Annotated in this window: 19 protein-coding genes; 17 read left to right on the top strand and 2 right to left on the bottom strand. The window is 68.4% G+C overall.

Annotated elements, in window-relative coordinates:
• Positions 1-114: 114 nt before the first annotated feature.
• From ACMGFE_RS17090 to ACMGFE_RS17040, 11 genes are all read left to right on the top strand, one after another.
• Positions 115-1,230, top strand: a complete 1,116-nt coding sequence (locus tag ACMGFE_RS17090) for a winged helix-turn-helix transcriptional regulator (RefSeq protein ID WP_436926444.1) — start codon at positions 115-117, stop codon at positions 1,228-1,230.
• A gap of 333 nt (positions 1,231-1,563) precedes the next feature.
• Positions 1,564-2,490 (top strand): 4-hydroxy-tetrahydrodipicolinate synthase, encoded by a 927-nt coding sequence (gene dapA / locus ACMGFE_RS17085; RefSeq protein ID WP_436926443.1) that lies wholly within the window; start codon positions 1,564-1,566, stop codon positions 2,488-2,490.
• Positions 2,487-3,251, top strand: a complete 765-nt coding sequence (gene dapB / locus ACMGFE_RS17080; RefSeq protein ID WP_436926442.1) for a 4-hydroxy-tetrahydrodipicolinate reductase — start codon at positions 2,487-2,489, stop codon at positions 3,249-3,251. The genes dapA and dapB overlap by 4 nt, the downstream gene beginning before the upstream one ends.
• 60 nt (positions 3,252-3,311) lie before the next feature.
• Entirely contained in the window at positions 3,312-4,142 is an 831-nt protein-coding gene (locus ACMGFE_RS17075; RefSeq protein ID WP_436926441.1) for a 2,3,4,5-tetrahydropyridine-2,6-dicarboxylate N-succinyltransferase, read from the top strand.
• 10 nt (positions 4,143-4,152) lie between these two features.
• Positions 4,153-4,944 (top strand): Nmad3 family putative nucleotide modification protein, encoded by a 792-nt coding sequence (locus tag ACMGFE_RS17070; protein ID WP_436926440.1) that lies wholly within the window; start codon positions 4,153-4,155, stop codon positions 4,942-4,944.
• A 217-nt stretch (positions 4,945-5,161) separates the two neighbouring features.
• Positions 5,162-6,076 (top strand): ABC transporter ATP-binding protein, encoded by a 915-nt coding sequence (locus ACMGFE_RS17065; protein WP_436926439.1) that lies wholly within the window; start codon positions 5,162-5,164, stop codon positions 6,074-6,076.
• Complete coding sequence (locus ACMGFE_RS17060; protein ID WP_436926438.1) at positions 6,073-6,882, top strand: ABC transporter permease subunit; 810 nt, start codon at positions 6,073-6,075, stop codon at positions 6,880-6,882. Before ACMGFE_RS17065 ends, ACMGFE_RS17060 begins: the two co-directional genes overlap by 4 nt.
• Complete coding sequence (locus ACMGFE_RS17055; protein WP_436926437.1) at positions 6,879-7,697, top strand: ABC transporter permease; 819 nt, start codon at positions 6,879-6,881, stop codon at positions 7,695-7,697. Before ACMGFE_RS17060 ends, ACMGFE_RS17055 begins: the two co-directional genes overlap by 4 nt.
• Before the next feature lie 283 nt (positions 7,698-7,980).
• Positions 7,981-9,501: a hypothetical protein gene (locus ACMGFE_RS17050; protein WP_436926436.1), complete on the top strand. Its 1,521-nt coding sequence runs from the start codon at positions 7,981-7,983 to the stop codon at positions 9,499-9,501.
• A 97-nt stretch (positions 9,502-9,598) separates the two neighbouring features.
• The gene (locus ACMGFE_RS17045; RefSeq protein WP_436926435.1) at positions 9,599-10,381 is read left to right on the top strand and encodes a YihY/virulence factor BrkB family protein; all 783 of its coding nucleotides are present in this window, start codon (positions 9,599-9,601) and stop codon (positions 10,379-10,381) included.
• Positions 10,382-10,831: 450 nt separating this feature from the next.
• Positions 10,832-12,139 carry a hypothetical protein gene (locus tag ACMGFE_RS17040; RefSeq protein WP_436926434.1) on the top strand — a complete coding sequence of 436 codons (1,308 nt, stop codon included), beginning with the start codon at positions 10,832-10,834 and terminating at the stop codon, positions 12,137-12,139.
• A 72-nt stretch (positions 12,140-12,211) separates the two neighbouring features.
• Here the strand turns inward: ACMGFE_RS17040 and proS are convergent, their stop codons facing one another.
• On the bottom strand, positions 12,212-13,666 hold the full coding sequence (gene proS, locus ACMGFE_RS17035; RefSeq protein ID WP_436926433.1) for a proline--tRNA ligase: 1,455 nt from the start codon (positions 13,664-13,666) through the stop codon (positions 12,212-12,214).
• Between the two features lie 465 nt (positions 13,667-14,131).
• On the opposite strand from proS, the gene pdhA reads away from it, so the two are divergent.
• The gene (gene pdhA, locus ACMGFE_RS17030; protein ID WP_436926432.1) at positions 14,132-15,268 is read left to right on the top strand and encodes a pyruvate dehydrogenase (acetyl-transferring) E1 component subunit alpha; all 1,137 of its coding nucleotides are present in this window, start codon (positions 14,132-14,134) and stop codon (positions 15,266-15,268) included.
• A 36-nt stretch (positions 15,269-15,304) separates the two neighbouring features.
• On the opposite strand, the gene ACMGFE_RS17025 is transcribed toward pdhA, so the two are convergent.
• On the bottom strand, positions 15,305-15,802 hold the full coding sequence (locus ACMGFE_RS17025) for a DUF7984 family protein (RefSeq protein WP_436926431.1): 498 nt from the start codon (positions 15,800-15,802) through the stop codon (positions 15,305-15,307).
• A gap of 247 nt (positions 15,803-16,049) precedes the next feature.
• Between ACMGFE_RS17025 and ACMGFE_RS17020 the strand changes: the two genes are divergently transcribed.
• The 5 genes from ACMGFE_RS17020 (at position 16,050) to ACMGFE_RS17000 (ending at position 20,960) form a co-directional block, all read left to right on the top strand.
• Positions 16,050-17,969 carry a beta-CASP ribonuclease aCPSF1 gene (locus ACMGFE_RS17020; protein WP_436926430.1) on the top strand — a complete coding sequence of 640 codons (1,920 nt, stop codon included), beginning with the start codon at positions 16,050-16,052 and terminating at the stop codon, positions 17,967-17,969.
• Positions 17,970-18,752: 783 nt separating this feature from the next.
• Positions 18,753-19,103 (top strand): hypothetical protein, encoded by a 351-nt coding sequence (locus ACMGFE_RS17015; protein WP_436926429.1) that lies wholly within the window; start codon positions 18,753-18,755, stop codon positions 19,101-19,103.
• Positions 19,104-19,127: 24 nt separating this feature from the next.
• The gene (locus ACMGFE_RS17010) at positions 19,128-19,373 is read left to right on the top strand and encodes a hypothetical protein (RefSeq protein ID WP_436926428.1); all 246 of its coding nucleotides are present in this window, start codon (positions 19,128-19,130) and stop codon (positions 19,371-19,373) included.
• A 125-nt stretch (positions 19,374-19,498) separates the two neighbouring features.
• Complete coding sequence (locus ACMGFE_RS17005) at positions 19,499-19,918, top strand: disulfide bond formation protein B (protein ID WP_436926427.1); 420 nt, start codon at positions 19,499-19,501, stop codon at positions 19,916-19,918.
• 64 nt (positions 19,919-19,982) lie between these two features.
• Positions 19,983-20,960: an aldo/keto reductase gene (locus tag ACMGFE_RS17000; RefSeq protein WP_436926426.1), complete on the top strand. Its 978-nt coding sequence runs from the start codon at positions 19,983-19,985 to the stop codon at positions 20,958-20,960.
• The last annotated feature ends 80 nt before the right edge of the window (positions 20,961-21,040 follow it).

Here is a 21,040-nt window from a genome sequence, read left to right as displayed (position 1 = left end):
ACTGGGGCCGTTTCTTCGTGCGATTCTCACCCCGAGCGGAAAGTCTATACGCACAGGAGATCTGTAACTCGCCTAATGAGTCGTGCGGACCGAGGACGTGACCAACCGCGAGCCATGATACACCGTCGGATCCTCGACGTCGCAGCGTCCGACCCGGACGCGTCGCTGGCCGCGATCGCCGACGAAGTCAGCGGGGCCTCCGCCGACCTCGTCGAGCGCGTACTCGACGAGTACGGCGACCCGGGCCGCGAAGCGAACCCCGACGGACAGGACACAGAACCGGCTGACGGGCACGCGGACGGCGACGGTCCGACGGCCGAGAACACGGAATCGGCCGCCGACGATACGGAACCGGTAGCCGACGACGCGGAATCGACAGCCAACGACACGGAACCGGCAGCCGACGACTCCGACGTGACACCTGGAGACCCCGATCCGACGCCAGACCACGGGACCCCGACGGCGTCGTCGCTTCCCGAGAAACAGCGGCGAACCCTGCGCGCGCTCTACGAACGCCCGGACGCCTCCCAGGGGGACCTCGCGGAGGAACTCGACGTGACGCGCGCGACGGTCTGCCGGCGACTCAACGCGATCCCGGGCTTCGAGTGGACCGAACGAAACGAGTTCACGGAGTCAGTCTTCGGCGACGACGCACCGGCCGACCCGGAACCCTCGGCAGATCCGAACGACGACACGGAGACGGACGGCCCATCTCCCGCGGCAGAGACTGCGTCGAACGGTCAGGCCGACGACGTGGCAGCCGCGGCCCACGGGAGGGCTGTCGAGGGCGACGGTGGACGGCCTGGTTCGGGGCTCGGGCCGCCGGAAGACGCGGCCGGAGCGCCGGAGACCGACCGCGAGTCGGCGTCGGACGACGGCGAGGACCCGACCGAAGCGGGGGTGGACCGCGACGGCACCCGGGCCGAACCGGAGCGCGCCGACGAGGACGGTCGCCGGTCCGGATCCGACGGCAGACCGCTGGCGGACGTCCGGTCGACGGTGGCCGCCCTGGACGAACGGATCGAGGAACTGGAAACGCGCGTCGACCGGGGCAGCGCGGAGACCGCCGGGGAGGGCCGAGAGGCGGACGGCACGGAGACCGGAGCCGGCGAGTCGGTCGGCTCGCTCCGACCGGAACTCGCGCACAAGGTCGTCCACGCCTGCATGGAGTCCGACCGCGTGACCGAGGACGAGGAACTGGACGTGCTGCGGACGTTCATGCAGGGGTGAGGCGTGCCGTCGGATCGGCCGGTCGACGCACAGCCGTCGTCCGCAACCACTAAGTCGTTCGCTGCCCGTCTCTCGGACATGTTCCACGCCGGATCCACGGCCGCAGTTGCCGCCGAGGCCGGCGTGTCCGCCGATTCTCCGAAACGCAAACGGTCGTGAGCGGCTCCCGGCGAGCGTGGCGTCCTCGTCGCGGGCCGACCCCTGGCCGCTCGCACTGTTCGCGGGTCGCGCTCCGCGCTCCCCGCTCACCATCGAGGCGCTCCCTACGGTCGCGCCTCGCACTCCACGACCGATCCCGGGTAGCCTATCACCCACCGACGCGAACACCAGCCAATGACGACGTTCCAGTTCCGCGGCGTGTACCCCGCGATGTGCACGCCGTTCCACGACGACGGCAGCATCGATTTCCAAACACTCCGGCGAGACGCACAGCGGCTCGAAGCCGCGGGCGTCGACGGCCTCGTCCCCTGCGGATCGACCGGCGAGTCGGCCACGATGACCCACGACGAACACATCGAGGTCGTCGAGGCGGTCATCGACGCCGTCGACGACGTGCCGGTCATCGCCGGCTCCGGCTCGAACAACACCCGCGAGGCGCTCTCGCTCTCCCGGCGCTCGGCCGAGGCCGGCGCGGACGCCCTGTTGCTCATCTCACCGTACTACAACAAGCCCGAACAGCGCGGGTTCGTCGAGCACTTCGAGCGGATCGCCGACGAAGTCGACCTCCCGCAGATCGTCTACAACGTTCCCTCGCGGACCGGACAGAACATCGAGCCCGAGACCGTCGAGCGACTCGCCGAGCACCCGAACGTACAGGGATACAAGGCCGCGAGCGGTGACATGGGGCAGATCAGCGAGATCATCGAGCGGACGCGCGACACCGACCTCGACGTGCTTTCCGGCGACGACGGGATGACGGTCCCGATGCTCTCGGTCGGCGCGACGGGCGCGATCAGCGTCGCGGCCAACGTCGAACCAGAGCGTACCTGTGCGATGGTCGGCGCGGCGCTCGCGGAGGACTTCGAGCGGGCTCGCACCATCCACCACCGCCTCGGTCCGCTGTTCCGCGCGCTGTTCGTCGAGACCAACCCGATCCCGGTGAAGGAAGCGATGCAGATCCGGGGCTACGGGCCTGCTCGAATGCGCTCGCCGCTGACCCGCCTGTCCGAGGAGTACCGCGACGACCTCGAAGCGGTGCTCGACGACCTGGAAGCCGAAACCTTCGACTACGAGGACGAGTACGCGGAGCTAGAGCGATGACGACGCAGATTGCGGTCAACGGCGCAGCCGGGCGCATGGGTCAGACGGTGATCGAGACGGCCGCCGAGCGCGACGACCTCGACGCGGTCGTCGGCTTCGACGTGAACGACGTCGACGAGGTCGAGGGCGTGCCGGTCGTCGACGCGACCGACGCGGGCGACGCGCTCGCGGAGTACGACCCCGACGTGGTGGTCGACTTCACGGTCCCCGAGGCGACGCTCGGACTGGTCGACGCTTGCGTCGAGGCCGGCGTCGGACTGGTCGTCGGCACCACCGGCTTCGACGACGACGGCTTCGACGCGCTGGAAGCCGCGAGCGACGAGATTCCCGTCCTCAAGGCTACCAACTTCTCCCGGGGGATCCAGGTGCTCCTCCGCACGATTACGGAGGCCGTCGGCGCGCTCGACGGGTACGACCTCGAGCTGATGGAGACCCACCACAACGACAAGGTCGACGCGCCCTCGGGGACGGCCAATACCATCCTCGAAACGGTACAGGACGAGCGCGACGTGGAACCCGTCTACGGTCGGGAGGGGCACGCCCCCAGAGAAGAGGACGAGATCGGCGTGTTCGCCCGTCGCGCGGGCGACATCCGCGGCGAGCACGAACTCGTCCTCGCCGGGAACGACGAGGTCGTGTCGCTCTCCCACCGCGCCGAGGACCGCGCGGTCTTCGCCGCCGGTGCGCTCGACGCCGCCGTGTGGCTCGCGGAGCAGGGCGACGGCTGGCACGAGTTCGACGAAGTGATCGACGCGGACTGACCGCGCCGGTCGCATTCCAGACCACGAGTGCTATTACGCCGGAGCGAAAATCGGGGAGCAATGAGTCTCCAAGCCGATATCGAGGACCTCTGGGCGAAGAAACAGGACGGCCTGACGGCCGCCGACGCGACCGACGACCACCTCGGGACGCTCGAGGAGTTCCTCGCCGCGCTGGAAGCCGGCGAGGTCCGCGCCGCCGAGAAGCACGGTGACGAGTGGGAGGCCAACGAGTGGGTCAAGCAGGGCATCCTCCTGAACTTCGGCCTGCGCGAGACCGAGCCACGGACCTACGGCGACGTGACCTACCACGACGTGCTCCCCCTCCGGGAGACGGCCGACCTCGCCGAGCGCGGCACCCGTAACACGCCCGACGGCACCGTCATCCGCCGCGGCGCCTACGTCGGCGGCGACGCCATCCTCATGTCGCCCGCGTTCGTCAACATCGGCGCCCACGTGGGGGACGGCACGCTCGTCGACTCCTGTGACACGGTCGGTTCCTGCGCGCAGATCGGCGACGACGTGAAACTCGGCGCGAACACGCTCATCGGCGGCGTGCTCGAACCGGTCGAGGACGCGCCGGTCATCGTCGAGGACGGCGTCTCCCTGGGCGCCGGCTGTCGCGTCACCTCGGGCTTCGTCGTCGGCGAGAACTCCGTCGTCGGCGAGAACACCCTCCTGACGCCCCGAATTCCGGTCTACGACCTCGTCGAGGAGGAAGTGCTCTACGGAGAACTCCCGCCGGAGCGCCGGGCGTTCACCCGCTTCGTCGAGTCGTCTGTCTCGGACCACGACCTCATCGACGGCGGCGCGTACAAGCCGGCGGTCGTCGCCACGAGCGTCGAGGAAGAGACTCTCGAAGCGACCGAACGCGAAGACGCGCTGCGGGAGTAGGTCGGCGGCAGTGACTGTCGTCCTCTGCGGCGTCGGCGCCGACACCGGCAACGTCCGGCCCGTTCCGGCGGTCGATTCGGAGGGTCGGTTCGAGTACGTTCCTATCCCCGAGAAAGGGGCGACCGCGGAGACGGCGACTTACGGGACCCTCGAGTGCCGACATCGGGACGAATCGCTCGCGGACCTGCTCGACGGGATCCGCCCGGGGAGCGACGGCGACTGGATCACGGACCCGGAGGCGATCCGCGACCGGCGGGTCCACCGCGACCCGAACTTCGACGCGCTCACCTACGGCGAGCACCGGCCGGGCTACGTCGCGAAACTCCGCGACCTCGAACCCGGCGACGCGGTCGCCTTCTACGGCGGTTTCCCGGGCCCCGACTCGGCGTACAAACACCGCTACCTGTTCGGGTACTTCACCGTCGCCGAAACGCCCGCGGTCGTCGACCCCGAGACCGACGCCGGCGAGAAAGCGGCCGTCCTGGAGCGCCATCCGGAGAACGCCCACGCCAAACGCTTCGCCGAGTACGGCGATCTGTACTATCACGACCCCGATTTCACCGAGCGGCCGCGACCGGTAGTGATCGTCCCCGGGCGCGAACCCGGCGGCCTGCTCGACCGGGCGATCCGGCTGAGCGACCTCCGGAGGGGACCGAACTACTACATGGACGAATCGGTCGCGGACGCCCTGCGCCCGCAGTCCGGGAGCGACCGCGGCGCGCACCTGGGCGGATTCAAGCCCGCCGTCCGGTGTGACGTGGACGCCGACGCGTTCGCGACGTTCGTCCGACGTCGGTCGTAGGCCGTGGCGTGGCGGTGCCCGGGTCGATCCGCCGGCCGCTCTCGCCGGACGGCCGCTCGCGCCGACCAGCCATCTCTTCTGGCCGGCCGCCCCGCCGGCCGCTCCCTCCGGACGGCTGTCCCCGCCGGCCAGCCATCCCTGCCGGACAGCCACCACGAGTTGCTGGGCCTGAAACTCGGCTCCGGGCCTTATTACCCCGCTACTACTTGGGACGGACATGGAAGCGATCGAGGCGACCGAGGTATCGAAGCAGTACGGCACGGAGATCGCTCTGGACAGGGTCGATCTCACGGTCCGCGAGGGGGAGACGTTCGGCTTTCTCGGCCCGAACGGCGCCGGGAAGTCGACGTTCATCAACGTCCTCCTCGACTTCGTGAAGCCGACCGAGGGGTCGGTCGAACTGTTCGGTCACGACTGCCAGCGCGGCGGCGTCGAGGCCCGCGAACGGATCGGCGTGCTTCCGGAAGGGTACTCGGTGTTCGACCGGCTCACCGGCCGCCAGCACGTCGAGTACGCCATCCGTTCGAAGGAGGCCGACGCCGACCCGCTCGACGTCCTCGACAGGGTGGGGATCCGCGAGGACGCGGACCGGAAGGCCAGCGACTACTCCAAGGGGATGGCACAGCGGCTCGTGCTGGGGATGGCGCTCGTCGGCGAACCGGACCTGCTCGTGCTCGACGAACCGAGCACCGGGCTCGACCCGAACGGGGCCGCCGAGATGCGCGAGATCCTCCGCGAGGAGAACGAGCGGGGGGCGACCATCTTCTTCTCCTCGCACATCCTCGAGCAGGTCGAGGCGGTCTGTGACCGCGTCGGCATCCTCCAGGACGGTGAACTCGTCGCGGTCGACACGATCGAGGGACTCCGCGAGTCACTGGGCGGCGGGACGAAGCTCGTCCTCACGCTCGACCCGGTGGAAGAGGCGACGCTGACCACGATCCGGGGTGTCGAGGGCGTCGAGACGGCCGTCGCGCGCGACGACGACACCGTCGAGGTCACCTGCACGAACGACGCGAAGATGGACATCCTCGTCGCGCTCCACGGCGCCGGCGTCGACGTGGTGAACTTCCGCACCGAGGAGGCCTCGCTGGAGGACATGTTCATCGAGTACACCGGGACGAGCGACCGATGAGCTGGCGAGTCGTCGCGCGGCGGGACGCGGACGTGACCGTCGAGGCCCGCTCGGTCAAACTCCTGCTCGGCTTGCTCGTCACCGCCGTCGTTCTGGCGGGGTACGTCTATCCCGTCATCGGGAGCGAACCGCACACGACCGCCCGCTTCTCGGGGTTCGTCCACGGGACCGTGACGACGCTCGTCCCGTTCGTCGGCATCCTCCTCGGGTACAACGCCGTCGTGAGCGACCGCGAGTCCGGCGCGGTCCGCCTGACGCTCTCCCTGCCGCACAGCCGCCGTGACCTGGTCCTCGGGACGTACGCCAGCCGGACCGGGCTGTTGACCGCCGCGGTCGTCGGCGCGCTGGTCGCGGCCGGCGCGCTCGTCGTCTACCCGTTCGGCGACCTCGAACTCGCATCGTTCTTCGTCTTCGTCGTCCTGGCCGTCGCGTTCGGCGCGGTCTGGAGCGGACTGGGGATCGCGGTCTCGCTGGCGGTCGCCACCAGTCGGCGCGCGCTCGTCCTCGGATTCGGGCTCGTCTTCCTGTTCGTGGTCGTCTGGGACGCGGTCGAGCGGGGGATCGCGCTGGGGCTGACCGCCGCCGGCGTCGCCGACGGCGACCTCCCGGGCGCCGTCCGGTTCCTGCTCGAACTGGAACCCGGCAACGTCTTCGGCCGGGTGACCGCCGGGTTCGTCGATCCGGCCCGCTCGGTCGGGGACGCGTGGTACCTCGACGAGTGGCTCGCGCTCGGGTTGCTAGTCCTCTGGATCGTCGGGCCGCTGGCGCTCGCGTACGTCCGCTTCGCCGGGAGGGACCTGGCGTGAGCTGGCGGGTCATCGCGGGCAAGGACGTCCGCGACGCCGGTCGATCGAAGGCGATCTGGCTCCTGTTCGGCCTGCTGGCCGCCGTGTCGTGGGGCTACGCCTACGGCCACGAGTACCTGGGCGAGTCGACGTTCGCCGCGTTCCTCGACGGCCTCGCGGGCGTGGTCGCGGTGGTCCTCCCGGTGGTCGCGATCCTGCTCGGGTACAAGTCCGTCGTCCACGAGCGAACGAGCGGGAGCCTGTTCCTCTCGCTGTCGTTCCCGCACTCGCGCCGGGACGTCGTCGTCGGCACGTTCGTCGGCCGCGCAGTCGTCCTGCTGGCGCCGACGCTCGTCGCGCTCGCGGTCGCGGGCGGTATCGGCGCGGTCCGCTACGGGACCGACGGGGCCGCGATGTACCCGTGGTTCCTGTTCGCGAGCGCCCTCTACGGGCTGGCGTTCGTCGGCCTCGCGGTCGGGCTGTCGACCGCCACGACGGTCGACCGGTGGATCACGCTGGGCGCGTTCGGCGGCTACCTGTTCGTGGTGACGTTCTGGAGCGGCGTCAACTCGCTGACGCTGCTGATTCTCCACCGGTTCGACACGACGGTGCTGGCCGACATCCCCGACTGGGCGCTCCTCCTGCGACTAGCCGGCCCGAGCGAGTCCTTCCATCGCCTCGTCCGGGCCGGATTCGACGTCCCGCGCGCGGCGCGATACGTCGGCGAGGAAGCGCCGCTCTACGTCGACTGGTGGGCCGCTATCGTCCTGCTGATCGCCTGGTCGCTCGTCCCGCTCGCCATCGGGTACTATCGGTTCAGCGCGGCCGACCTCTGAGACCCGCGTCGGCCAATCGCCGAGACGTTCGCGCCGTGGCTCGCTTCTGACGACAGGAATCCGTCCCGACCGCTCGAAGAGAGCGCTTACGGGCGTCGTGGACCCGGGACCGGCGGCGGTCGGGAAGCGCGTTCCCCGACCGATCCGTCGGAAGGGGTTGCTCCCGGGGTTCGGAGAGGACGGGTCGCAGTCCGCGATTCCCATGGCGGCCCGCTGATCGGCAGGTGGACGCTACTCGGACTTGCGGGCGATTAACAATTGGTGATACCGGCGGCCTACCACCATGGAACGCGTCGCTTCGCAACGGCTCGCGACCGTCGGACTCCTCGCCGCAGTCGTCCTCGGCGGAGCAGCCGTCGCGACCGGAACCGTGCCGGTCGCCGGATCGCACAGCGACGGAACGGCCGTTTCGGAAGGGGCCCTACAGTCCGCTGACGGGCCGCTCGTCTCGGTCGCAACCGACGACGAGGAAGAAGCGGAAGAAGAGGAAGAAGAGGAAGAAGAGGAGGACGAGGAAGACGAAACTGGCGACGAGGACGAAGATGATGAGGAGGACGACGAGGAGGAAGAGGAGGACGAGGAAGAAGAGGAAGAAGAGGACGAGGACGAGGAGGAAGAAGAGGACGAGGACGAGGAGGAAGAGGAGGACGAGGAAGAAGAGGAGGGCGAAGAAGACGATAGCGACCTGCTGTGGGACGACGGCGATCGGGAAGAGGGGACGGAGACGGCGACCACGCAGAAACCGGTAGCGACGCCGAACACCACGATCACTCCGGTCCCGACAGCGACGCAGACGGCAACGCCGACCGCAACACGCGCCCGGACGGCCACGCCGACGGCGACACCGTCACCGGCCCCGACGGCGACACCGTCGCCGACTTCGACGACGACGCCAACGCCGACTCGGGCGTCTACGCCCACGGAGACGTCCACTCCGTCCCCGACGGCGACCCAGACGCCGACGGCAACCCGGACGCCGAGAGCCACTCCCTCCACGGAGCAGGCCGCGACGGCCACGCCGACGTCCGGCGAGATGGCGGCGTCGTCGTTCGAAGTCGTCGGGACGCGACTCAGCGAGCGGAGCGTCGGCCTCGGCGAGTCCGTGGTGGTCGAGGCGCGACTGGCGAACCGGGCCGACCGGGCCGCACGAGAACGCGTGACGCTCCGCGTCGACGGGGAACTGGTGGCGACGAAGGGGCTCAGGCTCGACGCGGGCGAGTCGGACGTGATCACGTTCGAGCGGTCGTTCGACGGACTCGGTGAGCACGAACTCACCGTCGCGGGGGCCGAACTACCCACCGTCTCGGTCGTCGAGGCCGACGCGACCGAGGGGTCGCCCACCGCGCAGAACCTGACGGCTGCTCCCACGAGCGGCGACCTCGCCCCCGGGTCGGACCAGGTCGACGTGGTCGACGCGAGCGGGCTCGCCGACTGGGTGCGGACCGGTTACAACGCGTCCGTCGAGGCCACGCTGGTCAACCGCGGCGAGCGAACGGCGGTGCACACCCTCTCGGTCGCGGTCGACGGCCGACCGGTCGCCAACGAGACGGTCCGGGTCCCGCCCGACGCTCGGACGAACGTCTCCGTCGAGTTCCCCGCCGTCGAGGGTGACGTGACGGTCGACGGCGCCGAGGTGGGCACGCTGGCCGTCGGCGAGTCCTGGGGCGGGGCCGCAGAATCCGAGTCCGTGCGCGAACCGACGAGCACCGGCGGCGACGGCTTCGGATTCGGGACGGTCGCGGTGACGGTCGTCGTCGTGGTGCTGGCCGTCCGGGCGGCCCGATCGGAGGGGTGGCGCGAGTGATCCAGCCGTCGGTCGGGCCCACGGCCCGCACAGGTGACGACGGGGCGCTTTCCTGCGCCAGCCCCGGGTTCAACCGATTCGAGCCGATATGAGCGGTATGTCGACAGTTCGCTCCGTCGTCGAACTCGCGCGTGACCGAAATCTCACGTTCCTGGCGGCGGCGATCGCGTACTACGGGTTCGTGTCGATAATCCCACTGGTACTGCTCGCCGTCGTGGTCGCGTCTGCCGTCGGCGGTCAGGCCCTCGCGGATCGAGTGACGAGCATGCTCAGCCAGCAACTCTCCTCGTCGGGAGTCGACACGGTGTCGCAGGCGTTGACGAACACCACCGGTCGCGGAGCCGCGTCGGTGGTCGGCCTGGTCACGCTGACCTGGAGCGGCCTGAAACTCTTCCGTGGCCTCGACCAGGCGTTCGACGAGGTGTACACCGACGAGGTCGAGGCCTCCCTGCTGGATCAGGTCCGCGACGCACTCGTCGCCGTCGTCGGGATCGCACTCGCCGTCGGGGTCGTCGTCGCCGTCGGCGTCGCGCTCTCGGTGCTGTCGCTGGAGATCCCGTTCGTGAACGTGCTCGGGACGGTCGTCCTGATCGCGGTGCTCGCGCTGGCGTTCCTGCCGATATACTACGTCCTCCCGCCGGTCGAGGTGTCGGTGACGGAGGTGCTCCCGGGCGCGCTCGTGGCCGCGGTCGGCTGGGTGTTACTGCAGGTCGGGTTCCGGATCTACGCCTCCGGTGCCAGCCAGTACGCGGCCTACGGCGTGATCGGCGCCGTCCTCCTGTTCGTCACGTGGCTGTACTTCGCCAGCATCGTCGTGCTGCTGGGCGCGGCGGTGAACGCCGTCCGACGAGGAACGAGAACGGGAACGGGAACGGCGTGATCACCCCCGGAAACGCCGTGACCGCTCGGCTGGCGCGGAGGTCGCCGTCCCGGGGTGATCGACGGCGACGATCGAGACTGGGTCGTCGATACAGCCGCATTTCGCTCCTCGTTTCCCGGTCCGCCGGGGTCGACCGACGCGGCGAAATCCGGACGGTCTCACGAAGGGGCAATCCGGATGGTGAACCGCGGGGCAGCGCTCGGGCACGGTCTCATTCGGTCGGCGCGTCAGATCGGCGACGAGGGGCGGCCTGGCGTCGAATTTGGGTCCGGTTGTCGGGTCGTAGGTCGGTGTTATCTGACCGTATCGACCCCCTGTCGCTCGTCCGTTGCAGTAGTCCGTTAACAACTAATACGATCCCGCGTCATCTGGCGATCCCGACATGGCTAATACCGTTCCAATGAGAGACGACCAGCGATGGTGTCCCGGCCGACCCGGACGAGACATTGTATGACCCACGAGATCGCTCCCCCATCGACAGCGTCGACGGTGATCGAGTGTGACGTGACGCCGCCAGAGCGACTCCGCCGGTTCTTCACTGGAGAGCGCTTCCGTGTCGAGTACGACGTCGACGTCTCCGACGTGCCGCCGGCTATCTCGGTGATCCCGGCTCTCGCGCAGGTCTGTCCGGTGGCGTGGGCGAACGGCGCCGACGTCTCGGTGCAGGTCGTGGACGCCCGGTTTCTGAACGCGCTCGAAGAAGTCCGAGACGCGCTGATCGAGATGTACCCCGCGTTCATGGAGGGCGGGGAGATACACGCCGAGGAGGTCGTCGACACGCGGAGAGAGCGCGACCCGGCGTCCTTCGAGGACGAGGGACTGCTGTTCAGCGGCGGAGTGGACTCGGTGGCGAGTTACGTCCGCACGCGGGACGCGGACCCGACGCTCGTCAGCGTCCAGGGCTGGGTCATCGGCGACGACCAGGACGAGCGGTGGGAGAACGTGCGTGGCCAGATCGCTCGGTTCGCCGACGAGCACGGGGTCGAAGACCGGTACGTTCGGTCGAACATGCTGTCGTTTCTGGACACGCGGATGCTCCAGGCGCACTACCAGCGGTACGTCGACGGCGCGTGGTACAGTTCCGTCGGTCACGGGCTGGGCCTCCTCGGCCTGACAGCGCCACTCGCCTACACGCTCGGCCTGGGGACCGTTCACATGGCTGCGACCCACACGGAGGGGTTCACCGAACCGTGGGGGTCCCACCCGAAGATAGACAATCGGGTCCGTTGGGGGCACACGGAGTGCAATCACGACGGCTACGAGTTGAGCCGACAGGAGAAGATCGAACTCATCGCGGCGTACGTCCGCTCGGAAGACGTGGACCTCACGCTCCGAACGTGCACGGAATCGGACGCGGGAGCGAACTGCAACGAGTGCGAGAAGTGCTACCGGACGATGTCCGGACTGCTCCTGGCGGGCCTCGACCCGAACGACTTCGGCTACGAGACGTCGCCGGAGACGTTCGACGCGATCCGCAGTGGATTCGAGCGCGGGGCGTTCACTATGGGAGCGGACGAACGGTTCATGTGGCGGGACGTCCAGGACCACATCGACCTCGACCGGACGTTCCCCGTCGCGGGTGCGACGGAGTTCTTCCGCTGGCTGTCGGCGAGCGACGTCGATTCGCTCGCGGCAGACTCGAACCCGCCCGTCCACCAGGACGTCCTGCAGGCGGTCGCACGGAACCTCCCCTATCCAGTGTACGCCGCGCTTGCGCCCGTCTACGAGAAGGGTGCGTCGAAGGCGAGCGGGAACTGACTCCGACCGCCGGAACGGAGTTCGCGTCGGTTCGAACGGAGCAGTCCCGAGAACTGGACGGATCGGTCGAATTCAGTAGGTTTTCGCCCAGTACGCGGTCTCTTCGGCGTCCTCGCCGCAGATGGCGCACTCGTCGTGGACGGGCTCCTCGTCGCGGTCGAGGGGGACCATCGCGATCTCGGCGGCGATGGCCTCTTTGATCGGGTCCTCACAGTCCTCGTCGCCGCACCAGCCGGACTTGACGTAGCCGCCGTGCTGGCCGATCGTGCCGAGGATCTCCTCGCGGGAGTCTGCCTCGCGGATCTCGCCCTCCAGGGTCTCCTCGGCGCTGGCGTAGAGCTTCGCGAAGACGGTGTCGAGGTGGTCCGCGACGGTCGCGGCGGCGTCCGCGCGGTCCTCGACGACGGTCTCGCCGTCGGGACGGTGGTTCATCGTCAGCTCCTCGTCCTCGACCTCGTTGGGGCCGACCTCGATGCGGAGGGGGACGCCCTTGAGCTCCCACTCGTTGTACTTGAAGCCGGGATTGCGGTTGTCGCGGTCGTCGAGGTGGACCCGGACGCCCGCTTCGTCGAGTTCGGCGGCCACGTCGGCGGCGTACTCGACGACTTCGTCCCTGTTGTCCTCCTGCCAGATAGGCACGATCACTACCTGCTCAGGCGCGAGCGCGGGCGGGAGCACGAGGCCTTGCTCGTCGGAGTGGGTCATGATGAGCGCGCCCATCGAGCGCCACGAGAGCCCCCACGAGGTGGTGTGGGCGGTCTGTTCGTTCTCGTCCTCGTCGCTGTAGGTGATGTCGAACGCCTCGGCGAAGGAGGTCCCGAGGTAGTGGGAGGTCCCCCCCTGGACCGACTTGCCGTCGGGCATCAGCGCCTCGACGGTCGTCGTCGTGTGGGCGCCGGGGAACTTGTCGTGGGGCGGTTTGCGGCCCTTGAGGACCGGCATCGCGAGCACGTCCTCGTAGAGTTTCTCGTACTGGTCGAGGCGGGTCATCGTCTCGTCCCAGGCGCCGTCCTCGTCGGCGTGGGCGGTGTGGCCCTCCTGCCAGAGGAACTCCTTGGTGCGGAAGAACGGCTTGGTCTCGGTCGCTTCCCAGCGGACGACCGAGCACCACTGGTTGAGCCGCATCGGGAGGTCGCGGTGCGAACGAACCCAGTCGGCGATGAAGGGGGTGATGATGGACTCGCTGGTCGGGCGGACGGCGAGGCGCTCCTCGAGTTCCTCGTACCCGCCGTGGGTCACCCACGCCACCTCGGGGTCGAACCCGTCGACGATGTCCTTCTCCCGTTCGAGGTAGCTCTCCGGGATGAAGAGGGGGAAGTAGGCGTTCTGGACGCCGGTGTCCTTGAACCAGCCGTCGAGGTGGTCCTGGATGCGCTCCCAGACGGCGTACCCGCGCGGCCGGGTGACGATGAACCCGCCCATGGGGGCGTAGTCGGCCATCTCCGCCTTCTGCACGACTTCGGCGTACCACTCGCCCGTCGAATGCTCCTTGCTCTCGGTGATCCCGAGCTCTTGCTCGCCGCTCATTACCGGGAAATCGCCGAGCGCGTTCTTGAACCTGACGAAGCCCCGGTTCCCTCTCGCACACCGACCGCCGACCGGACGGTCGAGCGCTCCCGCCACCGGCCACTTCGACCGGCGGTGGCGGTCGCGAAATGCGGACGTTCGTGCGGTGTGGTGCGGAATCCCACACAATTATTAAGTGTAAATGGCGCCTCGCTTCACGTATGTCTTCCGCCAGTGCTGCGCGGACGGCGTCTGCCCCGGCTTCCGAGCGTTCCGGTGCGGTTCGCCCGCGGTTCCGTACATGGCTGGCGGACTCTTTCGCAGTTCGACACTCGACAGACCGCTGACGGCCGTTTCGGCGACGCGCCCGGATAGCGCGTCGTCTCGCCCCGCCGCCGAACCGAACCCCGACAGACCGCGTTGCGCCGTGGGGACTCCCATGCGCGCGCTCGCGACCCGCGACTGCAGACCAACGACCGACCCACCATGAGCACGATACGAGACACCGATCTGGTACGGACGAACGACTACGCGGAGGAGACGGGCGAAGTCCGCGTCCTCGACGAGAACGGACAGCTCCTCCCGAACGCGACGGTGCCCGATCTCTCCGAGGAGGCGCTCGTCACCATGTACGAGGCGATGCGGATCGCCCGGCGCTTCGACGAGCGAGCGGTGAGCTGGCAGCGCCAGGGCCGGCTCGCCACCTACGCGCCGATGAGCGGCCAGGAAGCCGGACAGGTCGCCAGCACGCTCGCGCTCGCCGACGACGATTGGGTGTTCCCCACCTACCGCGAGCACGCGGTCCGCCTGGTCGCCGGGTTCGACCTCCCGGACATCCTCCGCGGACTCATGGGCGCCCAGCTACCGTGCGGGTCGGCGAGCGGACCCACTGTGGCGCCCGAGGCCATCCCGATCGCGACGCAGCTTCCCCACGCGACCGGCGCGGCCATGGCCGCTCACCACCGCGGCGACGAGTCGGTCGCACTCTCGCACTTCGGCGACGGCGCGACCTCCGAGGGCGACTTCCACGAGGCGCTGAACTTCGCCGGCGTGTTCGACGCGCCCGCCGTCTTCCTCTGTCACAACAACCAGTGGGCCATCTCCGTCCCCCGTCACCGCCAGACGGCGAGCGCGACGCTCGCCCAGAAGGCCCGTGCGTACGGGTTCGAGGGGGTCCGCGTCGACGGGATGGACCCGCTCGCGGTCTACTCGGTCGTCCAGTACGCCCGGGAGAAGGCGCTCGACCCCGACCCGGAGGACCTGCGCCCGACGCTCATCGAGTCCGTCGAGTACCGCTACGGCGCACACACCACCGCGGACGACCCTGACGTGTACCGGGACGACGACGAGGTTGCCTACTGGCGCGAGCGCGACCCGATCGACCGCCTGGAGACGTTCCTCGTCGACACCGGCCGCCTCGACGAAGAGGAGGTCGACGCCGTCGGCTCCCGCGTCGACGAGCGCGTCACCGACGCGATGGAAGCAGCCGAATCGCGCGCCGCGCCCGAGGGCGACGACCTCTTCGACGAGGTCTACGATGACCTCCCCCGGCGAGTGGCCGACCAGCGCGAGCAGCTACGGCGACTCCGGGAGCGCCACGGCGACGCGCTCCTTCGGGAGTAGCGGGTCGAACGGCTCCGGTCGCGCCGCTGTTCCTCGTCACTCCGCGTCGGAGGGTTCGACCGCGAACGGACTCGCCGACTCGGTCCACTCCCACCCCGGGAGCCGCGTCTGGAACCCCGCGGCGAGCGCGGCGTCGAGGTCGTCCAGTCCGGCCGGGTCGTCGTCGTCGGCCTCGGTCAGCACGTCCGCGTAGTGGAAGGTGGCCTCGCCGAGCGTCCGGAGGGGCTGGTTCCCGGCGATCGTCCCCGCGAGTTCGCGACCGAGGAGTTCGTCGACGACGAACCCCGGGTAGTCGCCCTCGACGTCCAGTTCACGCAGGAGTCCGACGAGCGCGGCGACGTTGACCGCGCGGTCGCCGTCGGCGAACACTTCGTCCACCTCCCGGCGGTACTGCGCCGGGTCGACGGTGGCCACGTCGGTCTCGAATCGCTCGCCCAGTTCCGCGCGCGTCTCGTTCAGTAGCGCGACGACGACGGGCGCGCGTTCGCGGACCCACGCGCGCTCTTCGGCGACGACGGCTGGCGTCAGGTGCATACCGGTCGAACGCGTCGGGGCGCCTACTGTTTTGCGAAGGCTTTTATAACACCCGGGGTTTAGACCGAGGTAAGCCGGTTTTCCGGACACTTCCGTGTAGGGTCCGGAGTGGACTACGCCAGTAGGAAAACCGACCTATGAATATTGCTTTCAGATCCCGGCAGGCACGCCGTGGCGATCGGGACAGCGAGCGTTCGAGCGCGCGCCGAGTCCGGTGGCCGGCCGGTCCGACCCTGTTTTCGCAGCTATGAGTCAAGTAGACAAGCAACTCGACGATATCAGAGCAGAGATCGAACAGGAAGTTCCGAACGAAATCTCCATCACGGAGGTCACCTACGAGGGCCCCGAACTGGTCGTGTACACCCGCGACCCGAAGACCTTCGCCAGCAACGGCGACCTCATCCGCAAACTCGCCTCCAAGCTCCGCAAGCGGATAACCGTCCGGCCCGACCCGAGCGAGCTGTCGGAGCCCGACGACGCCCGCGCCATCATCGAGGGGATCATCCCCGAAGACGCGGGCGTGACGGACCTCGACTTCCACCACGACACCGGCGAGGTCGTCGTCGAAGCCCAGAAGCCCGGGATGGTCATCGGCCGCCACGGCTCGACGCTCCGGGAGATTACCCAGGAAGTCGGCTGGACGCCCGAAGTCGTCCGCACGCCGCCCATCGAGTCGGCGACGGTCAACAACGTCCGCAACTTCCTCAAGCAGGAACGGGACGAGCGGCGTGACATCCTCGAACGCATCGGCCGCCAGATCCACCGCGAGGAGATGTCCGACGACGAGTGGGTCCGCATCACGACCCTCGGCTGTTGCCGCGAGGTGGGCCGCGCCGCCTTCATCCTCTCGACGCCGGAGACGCGCGTCCTGATCGACTGCGGCGACAAGCCAGGCGCCGAGGACGAGGTCCCGTACCTCCAGGTTCCCGAAGCCCTCGGCTCTGGCCCGAGTTCGCTCGACGCGGTCGTGCTCACGCACGCCCACCTCGACCACTCGGCGTTCATCCCCCTCCTGTTCAAGTACGGCTACGACGGCCCGATCTACTGCACGGAGCCGACGCGGGACCTCATGGGCCTGCTGACGCTGGACTACCTCGACGTCGCCGCCAAGGAGGGCCGCGCCCCGCCCTACGAGTCCGAGATGGTCCGCGAGGCGATCAAACACACCATCCCGCTGGAGTACGGCGACGTGACCGACATCGCGCCGGACATCAAGCTCACGCTCCACAACTCCGGACACATCCTCGGCTCCGCCATCTCCCACTTCCACATCGGCGACGGCCTCTACAACGTCGCGTTCTCCGGGGACATCCACTACGACGACACGCGCCTGTTCAACGGCGCCGTCAACGAGTTCCCGCGCGTCGAGACGCTCGTGCTGGAGTCGACCTACGGCGGTCGAAACGACTACCAGACCGACCAGGCCGACTCCGAGCGCAAACTCAAGGAGGTCATCCGCGAGACCATCGAACGCGACGGCAAGGTCCTCATCCCCGCGTTCGCGGTGGGCCGGTCCCAGGAGATCATGCTCGTCCTCGAAGAGGCGATGCGCGAGGGCGACATCCCCGAGGTCCCGGTCCACCTCGACGGGATGATCTGGGAGGCGACGGCCATCCACACGACCTATCCCGAGTACCTCCGCGACGACCTCCGGGACCGCATCTTCCACGACGACGAGAATCCGTTCCTCGCCGACCAGTTCAACCACATCGACGGCGGCGAAGAGGAACGCCAGGAGGTCGCCGACGGCGGCCCCTGCATCGTCCTCTCGACCTCGGGGATGGTCGAGGGCGGTCCGATCATGTCCTGGCTGCGCCACGTCGGCGGTCAGGACGAGGGCACGATGGTCTTCGTCGGCTACCAGGCCCAGGGGACGCTCGGCCGTCGCATCCAGAACGGCTGGGACGAGATCCCGATCAACGACGGCGGCGGCCGCGCCGACACCCTCTCGCTGAACATGAACGTCGAGACCGTCGACGGCTTCTCCGGCCACGCCGACCGCCAGGGCCTCGAGAACTTCGTCCGGACGATGAACCCCCGCCCCGAGAAGGTCCTCTGCGTCCACGGCGACGAGTCCTCGACGCAGGACCTCTCTTCCGCGCTGTACCACGAGTTCAACATGCGCACCTTCGCGCCGAAGAACCTCGAGACGTTCCGCTTCGTGTAGCGCCGTCCCGCGCTCCCTGTTCCTCGAAACCGCGACCGACTCCGTCACCGCTCCGTACTCCCTCTGTACCGCTCTCTCACGGCTCTGTTACTACTTGCTCACGACTTTGTTACTGCTCCCTCACCGCTCTGTCACTACTCCCTCGCGGCTCTGTTCCCGCTCCGTCGCCTGGGGCCGTTCGCCCGCGCTCCGACGTTCGCTCTTGCATCTCGACGTTGACGGCTGTGCAGCGGCTGCTACCCGTGTGCGTCGGACGTATCACGTTCGATTCTCGACGGCTGACTCCCTGTTGGACGAGCGGGATCGGACCGTTCCACGTCCCGTCCCCGTACGGGGGACCGTTCCACCGGAAACTGCGGTTCGTTTCGGTACTAGCGACCCGCTACCGACAGATCCAGGATTGATATGCTACTGAGATATATATGAAAGAAAACAGTGGCAGTACTCCGACCTCTCTGTGGCGAGGACGCCGCGACGTGGACCGAACCCGCGTCGATACGGCTGGAGAGACTAAATTTCGAGTTCGGTTCGGATAATTGAACGGCGGCCTGGCGAAACCGAAACTCGGGCAGTGGCGATCCGGTCGGTGACGCCGGGTGTCCTCCCGCCCGTAGTTAAGTGGAAGACCCCTCAGTGAACAGAGAGTCTCGCGAAGTATCGGGAGACCCCGCGAGGTCGATTCCAGTACGGAAACCCTCACTTCGATCAGTTTCACTGGGGTCGTCACGTATTAGTTCCTGCTCCGGTGATACCGATGTCCGAACGAACACGGAGGTGAACACGATGAACTGCATCCGCTGCGGTCAGCAGGCCGGGTACAATCGCTCCGTGGTCGACACGGTGTCGGGTCGCGAGCTCGGCGGCTTCTGCCGCAACTGCGAGTTCGAGGAGTTCGGGCGCGCCCTCGATCGCTTCAGTCAGGCCGAGCGGACCTGCATCATGTGCGACCGCGACGGGCACGTCGGCTTCGCGACGTGGACGCCGTCGCTGAAGGAAGGCGACCAGCGACTCGTCTCCGAGGTCGACTACGAGGTCACGGACCGGACGCCGTTTCTCTGCGACGAACACTTCCACGCCGTGACGGACGACGACGACGAGACCGCCGCCGAACAGACCGGGAGGGTCTCGGGATGAGCGCCGCGAGCGGAGGCTGAAACCGTGCCCCCGGGCGAACCCGACCGGATCACGAACTGCTCGGTCTATCCCTACGACGGCGAGCTGGTCGTCGAGCTCACCGGGGTCGACGACGAGGGCGTCATCGTCGTCGTCAGCTACCAGTTCGAGGCGCCGGACGACCGCTCGACGGTCGAACCCAGGGGACCCGTCGACCCCGAGCACGTCCCGCACGTCCGCGACGGGCTGTCCGAGAACGGCTACGAGTGGGGCGGCCGGTCCGGATCCTGACGGCGGAGTCGGGGCCGTCGCCGCCGTCGACTCGGACGTCACCGAGACGCGCAAGCTCCCGTCGATGCGGGTGCCGCCGGCGCCGACTCGGAAGCTCTTTTGAGTCGCGCCGCGACGACCCCGGCGTGAGCCAGTCCGTCTTCGACCGTCCCGACCCGCGCACTCTGCTCGCGTTCGGCGCGCTCGTCGCCGTCGTCGCGACCACAGGGAGCCTGTACTTCTCGCTCGGGATGGGGCTGGTTCCCTGCGAACTGTGCTGGTACCAGCGGATCCTGATGTATCCCCTCGTCGTCGTCATCGGCGTCGCCCTCCTCGAACGCCGGACCGGGGTCTATCGAACGGTGCTGCCGCTGTCTGTCGGCGGTGTGGCCGTCGCCGCGTATCACTCCTGGCTGCAAGTCGCGGCGGGTGGGCAGTGTTCGTTCGGTGGCAGCTGTGCGGCCGTGCAACTGCGCGTCGTCGGCCTGTCGATCCCGAACCTCTCGCTGATCGCCTTCGCGCTGATCACGGCGGCGGCCGCGGCGCTGTGGGCCGGCGACCGCTGACCGACGACCGGAAGGCGCTTCCGGGATCCTACCGGTTAACACCCGACGGTCACACTACGCTACCATGGAGTACGTGCGACTCGGCTCGACTGGACTGCAGGTATCGCCCATCTGTCTCGGGACGTGGCGGTTCGGCCTCGAACACGAAGACAGCGGCGTGATGGAGACCGACCGCGAGGAGGCACACGAACTCCTCGACGCGCTCGAAGAGCGCGGCGGGAACTTCATCGACACCGCCAACGGCTACGGCGAGGGCCGCAGCGAGAAGTGGATCGGCGAGTGGCTCGAAGAGCGCGACCGCGAGGACTACGTGATCGCCTCGAAGTGCTACTGGTCGGACGTCTCGCGGTTCCAGGAGAACCTCTCGAAGAAGAACGTCAAAGCGGAGGTCGAGGGGTCGCTGGAGAAACTCGGCACGGACTACCTCGACATCCTCTACCTGCACCGGTTCGACGACGAGACGCCGATCGAGCACACCCTGCGCGCGGTGGACGACCTCGTGAGCGAGGGCAAGGTCCACTACGTCGGCATCTCCTCCTGTGACGCCTGGAAGCTCACGAAGGGGCTCTGGCAGGCCGACGTGAACAACTACGAGGCGTTCTCGGTGACCCAGCCCCAGTACTCGGCGACCTATCGCGACCCCGTCTCGGAGTACCTGGACGTCTGCGCCGACCAGGACGTCGCGGTCTGTCCGTACTCGCCGCTGCACGGCGGGTTCCTCACCGGCAAGTACGAGCGCGTCGGCGACGGCGAGGTGAAGACGCCCGACGGTTCGCGAGGCGACCTCGACGAGCACTTCACGGACTGGTACCTCGACGACCAGGCCTGGGCGGTCCTGGACGAGATCCGCGCGGTCGCCGACGAGGTCGACGCGACGCCCGCGCAGGTGTCGCTGCGCTGGCTCATGGACCACGAGCGGTTCACCTGCGTCCCGATCATCGGCGCGCGCACCGTCGACCAGCTGGACGAGAACCTCGACGCCATCGACGTATCGCTCTCCGACGACCAGTGGGAGCGCATCGACGAGGCCACCGAGGCATGAGCGCTCCGGCGGCCGTCGGTATCGCGCAGTTCGACGAGAACCCGACAGCCGGGGTCCGTCGCGTCGCTCCGTTCGGTCCC

It is taken from the genome of Halosimplex amylolyticum, from assembly GCF_051414035.1.
GTDB classification, from domain to species: Archaea; Halobacteriota; Halobacteria; order Halobacteriales; family Haloarculaceae; genus Halosimplex; species Halosimplex amylolyticum.
This window is presented reverse-complemented; position numbering and strand designations above follow the sequence as displayed.

Excerpts from the sequence above, each read along its gene's own strand:
- ACMGFE_RS17015 (WP_436926429.1), top strand. The coding sequence starts at position 18,753 with ATGAACTGCATCCGCTGCGGTCAGCAGGCCGGGTACAATCGCTCCGTG.
- ACMGFE_RS17065 (WP_436926439.1), top strand. The coding sequence starts at position 5,162 with ATGGAAGCGATCGAGGCGACCGAGGTATCGAAGCAGTACGGCACGGAG.
- ACMGFE_RS17025 (WP_436926431.1), bottom strand. The coding sequence starts at position 15,802 with ATGCACCTGACGCCAGCCGTCGTCGCCGAAGAGCGCGCGTGGGTCCGC.
- ACMGFE_RS17000 (WP_436926426.1), top strand. The coding sequence starts at position 19,983 with ATGGAGTACGTGCGACTCGGCTCGACTGGACTGCAGGTATCGCCCATC.
- ACMGFE_RS17050 (WP_436926436.1), top strand. The coding sequence starts at position 7,981 with ATGGAACGCGTCGCTTCGCAACGGCTCGCGACCGTCGGACTCCTCGCC.
- dapA (WP_436926443.1), top strand. The coding sequence starts at position 1,564 with ATGACGACGTTCCAGTTCCGCGGCGTGTACCCCGCGATGTGCACGCCG.
- ACMGFE_RS17040 (WP_436926434.1), top strand. The coding sequence starts at position 10,832 with ATGACCCACGAGATCGCTCCCCCATCGACAGCGTCGACGGTGATCGAG.
- proS (WP_436926433.1), bottom strand. The coding sequence starts at position 13,666 with ATGAGCGGCGAGCAAGAGCTCGGGATCACCGAGAGCAAGGAGCATTCG.
- dapB (WP_436926442.1), top strand. The coding sequence starts at position 2,487 with ATGACGACGCAGATTGCGGTCAACGGCGCAGCCGGGCGCATGGGTCAG.
- ACMGFE_RS17060 (WP_436926438.1), top strand. The coding sequence starts at position 6,073 with ATGAGCTGGCGAGTCGTCGCGCGGCGGGACGCGGACGTGACCGTCGAG.
- ACMGFE_RS17075 (WP_436926441.1), top strand. The coding sequence starts at position 3,312 with ATGAGTCTCCAAGCCGATATCGAGGACCTCTGGGCGAAGAAACAGGAC.
- pdhA (WP_436926432.1), top strand. The coding sequence starts at position 14,132 with ATGAGCACGATACGAGACACCGATCTGGTACGGACGAACGACTACGCG.
- ACMGFE_RS17020 (WP_436926430.1), top strand. The coding sequence starts at position 16,050 with ATGAGTCAAGTAGACAAGCAACTCGACGATATCAGAGCAGAGATCGAA.
- ACMGFE_RS17090 (WP_436926444.1), top strand. The coding sequence starts at position 115 with ATGATACACCGTCGGATCCTCGACGTCGCAGCGTCCGACCCGGACGCG.
- ACMGFE_RS17045 (WP_436926435.1), top strand. The coding sequence starts at position 9,599 with ATGTCGACAGTTCGCTCCGTCGTCGAACTCGCGCGTGACCGAAATCTC.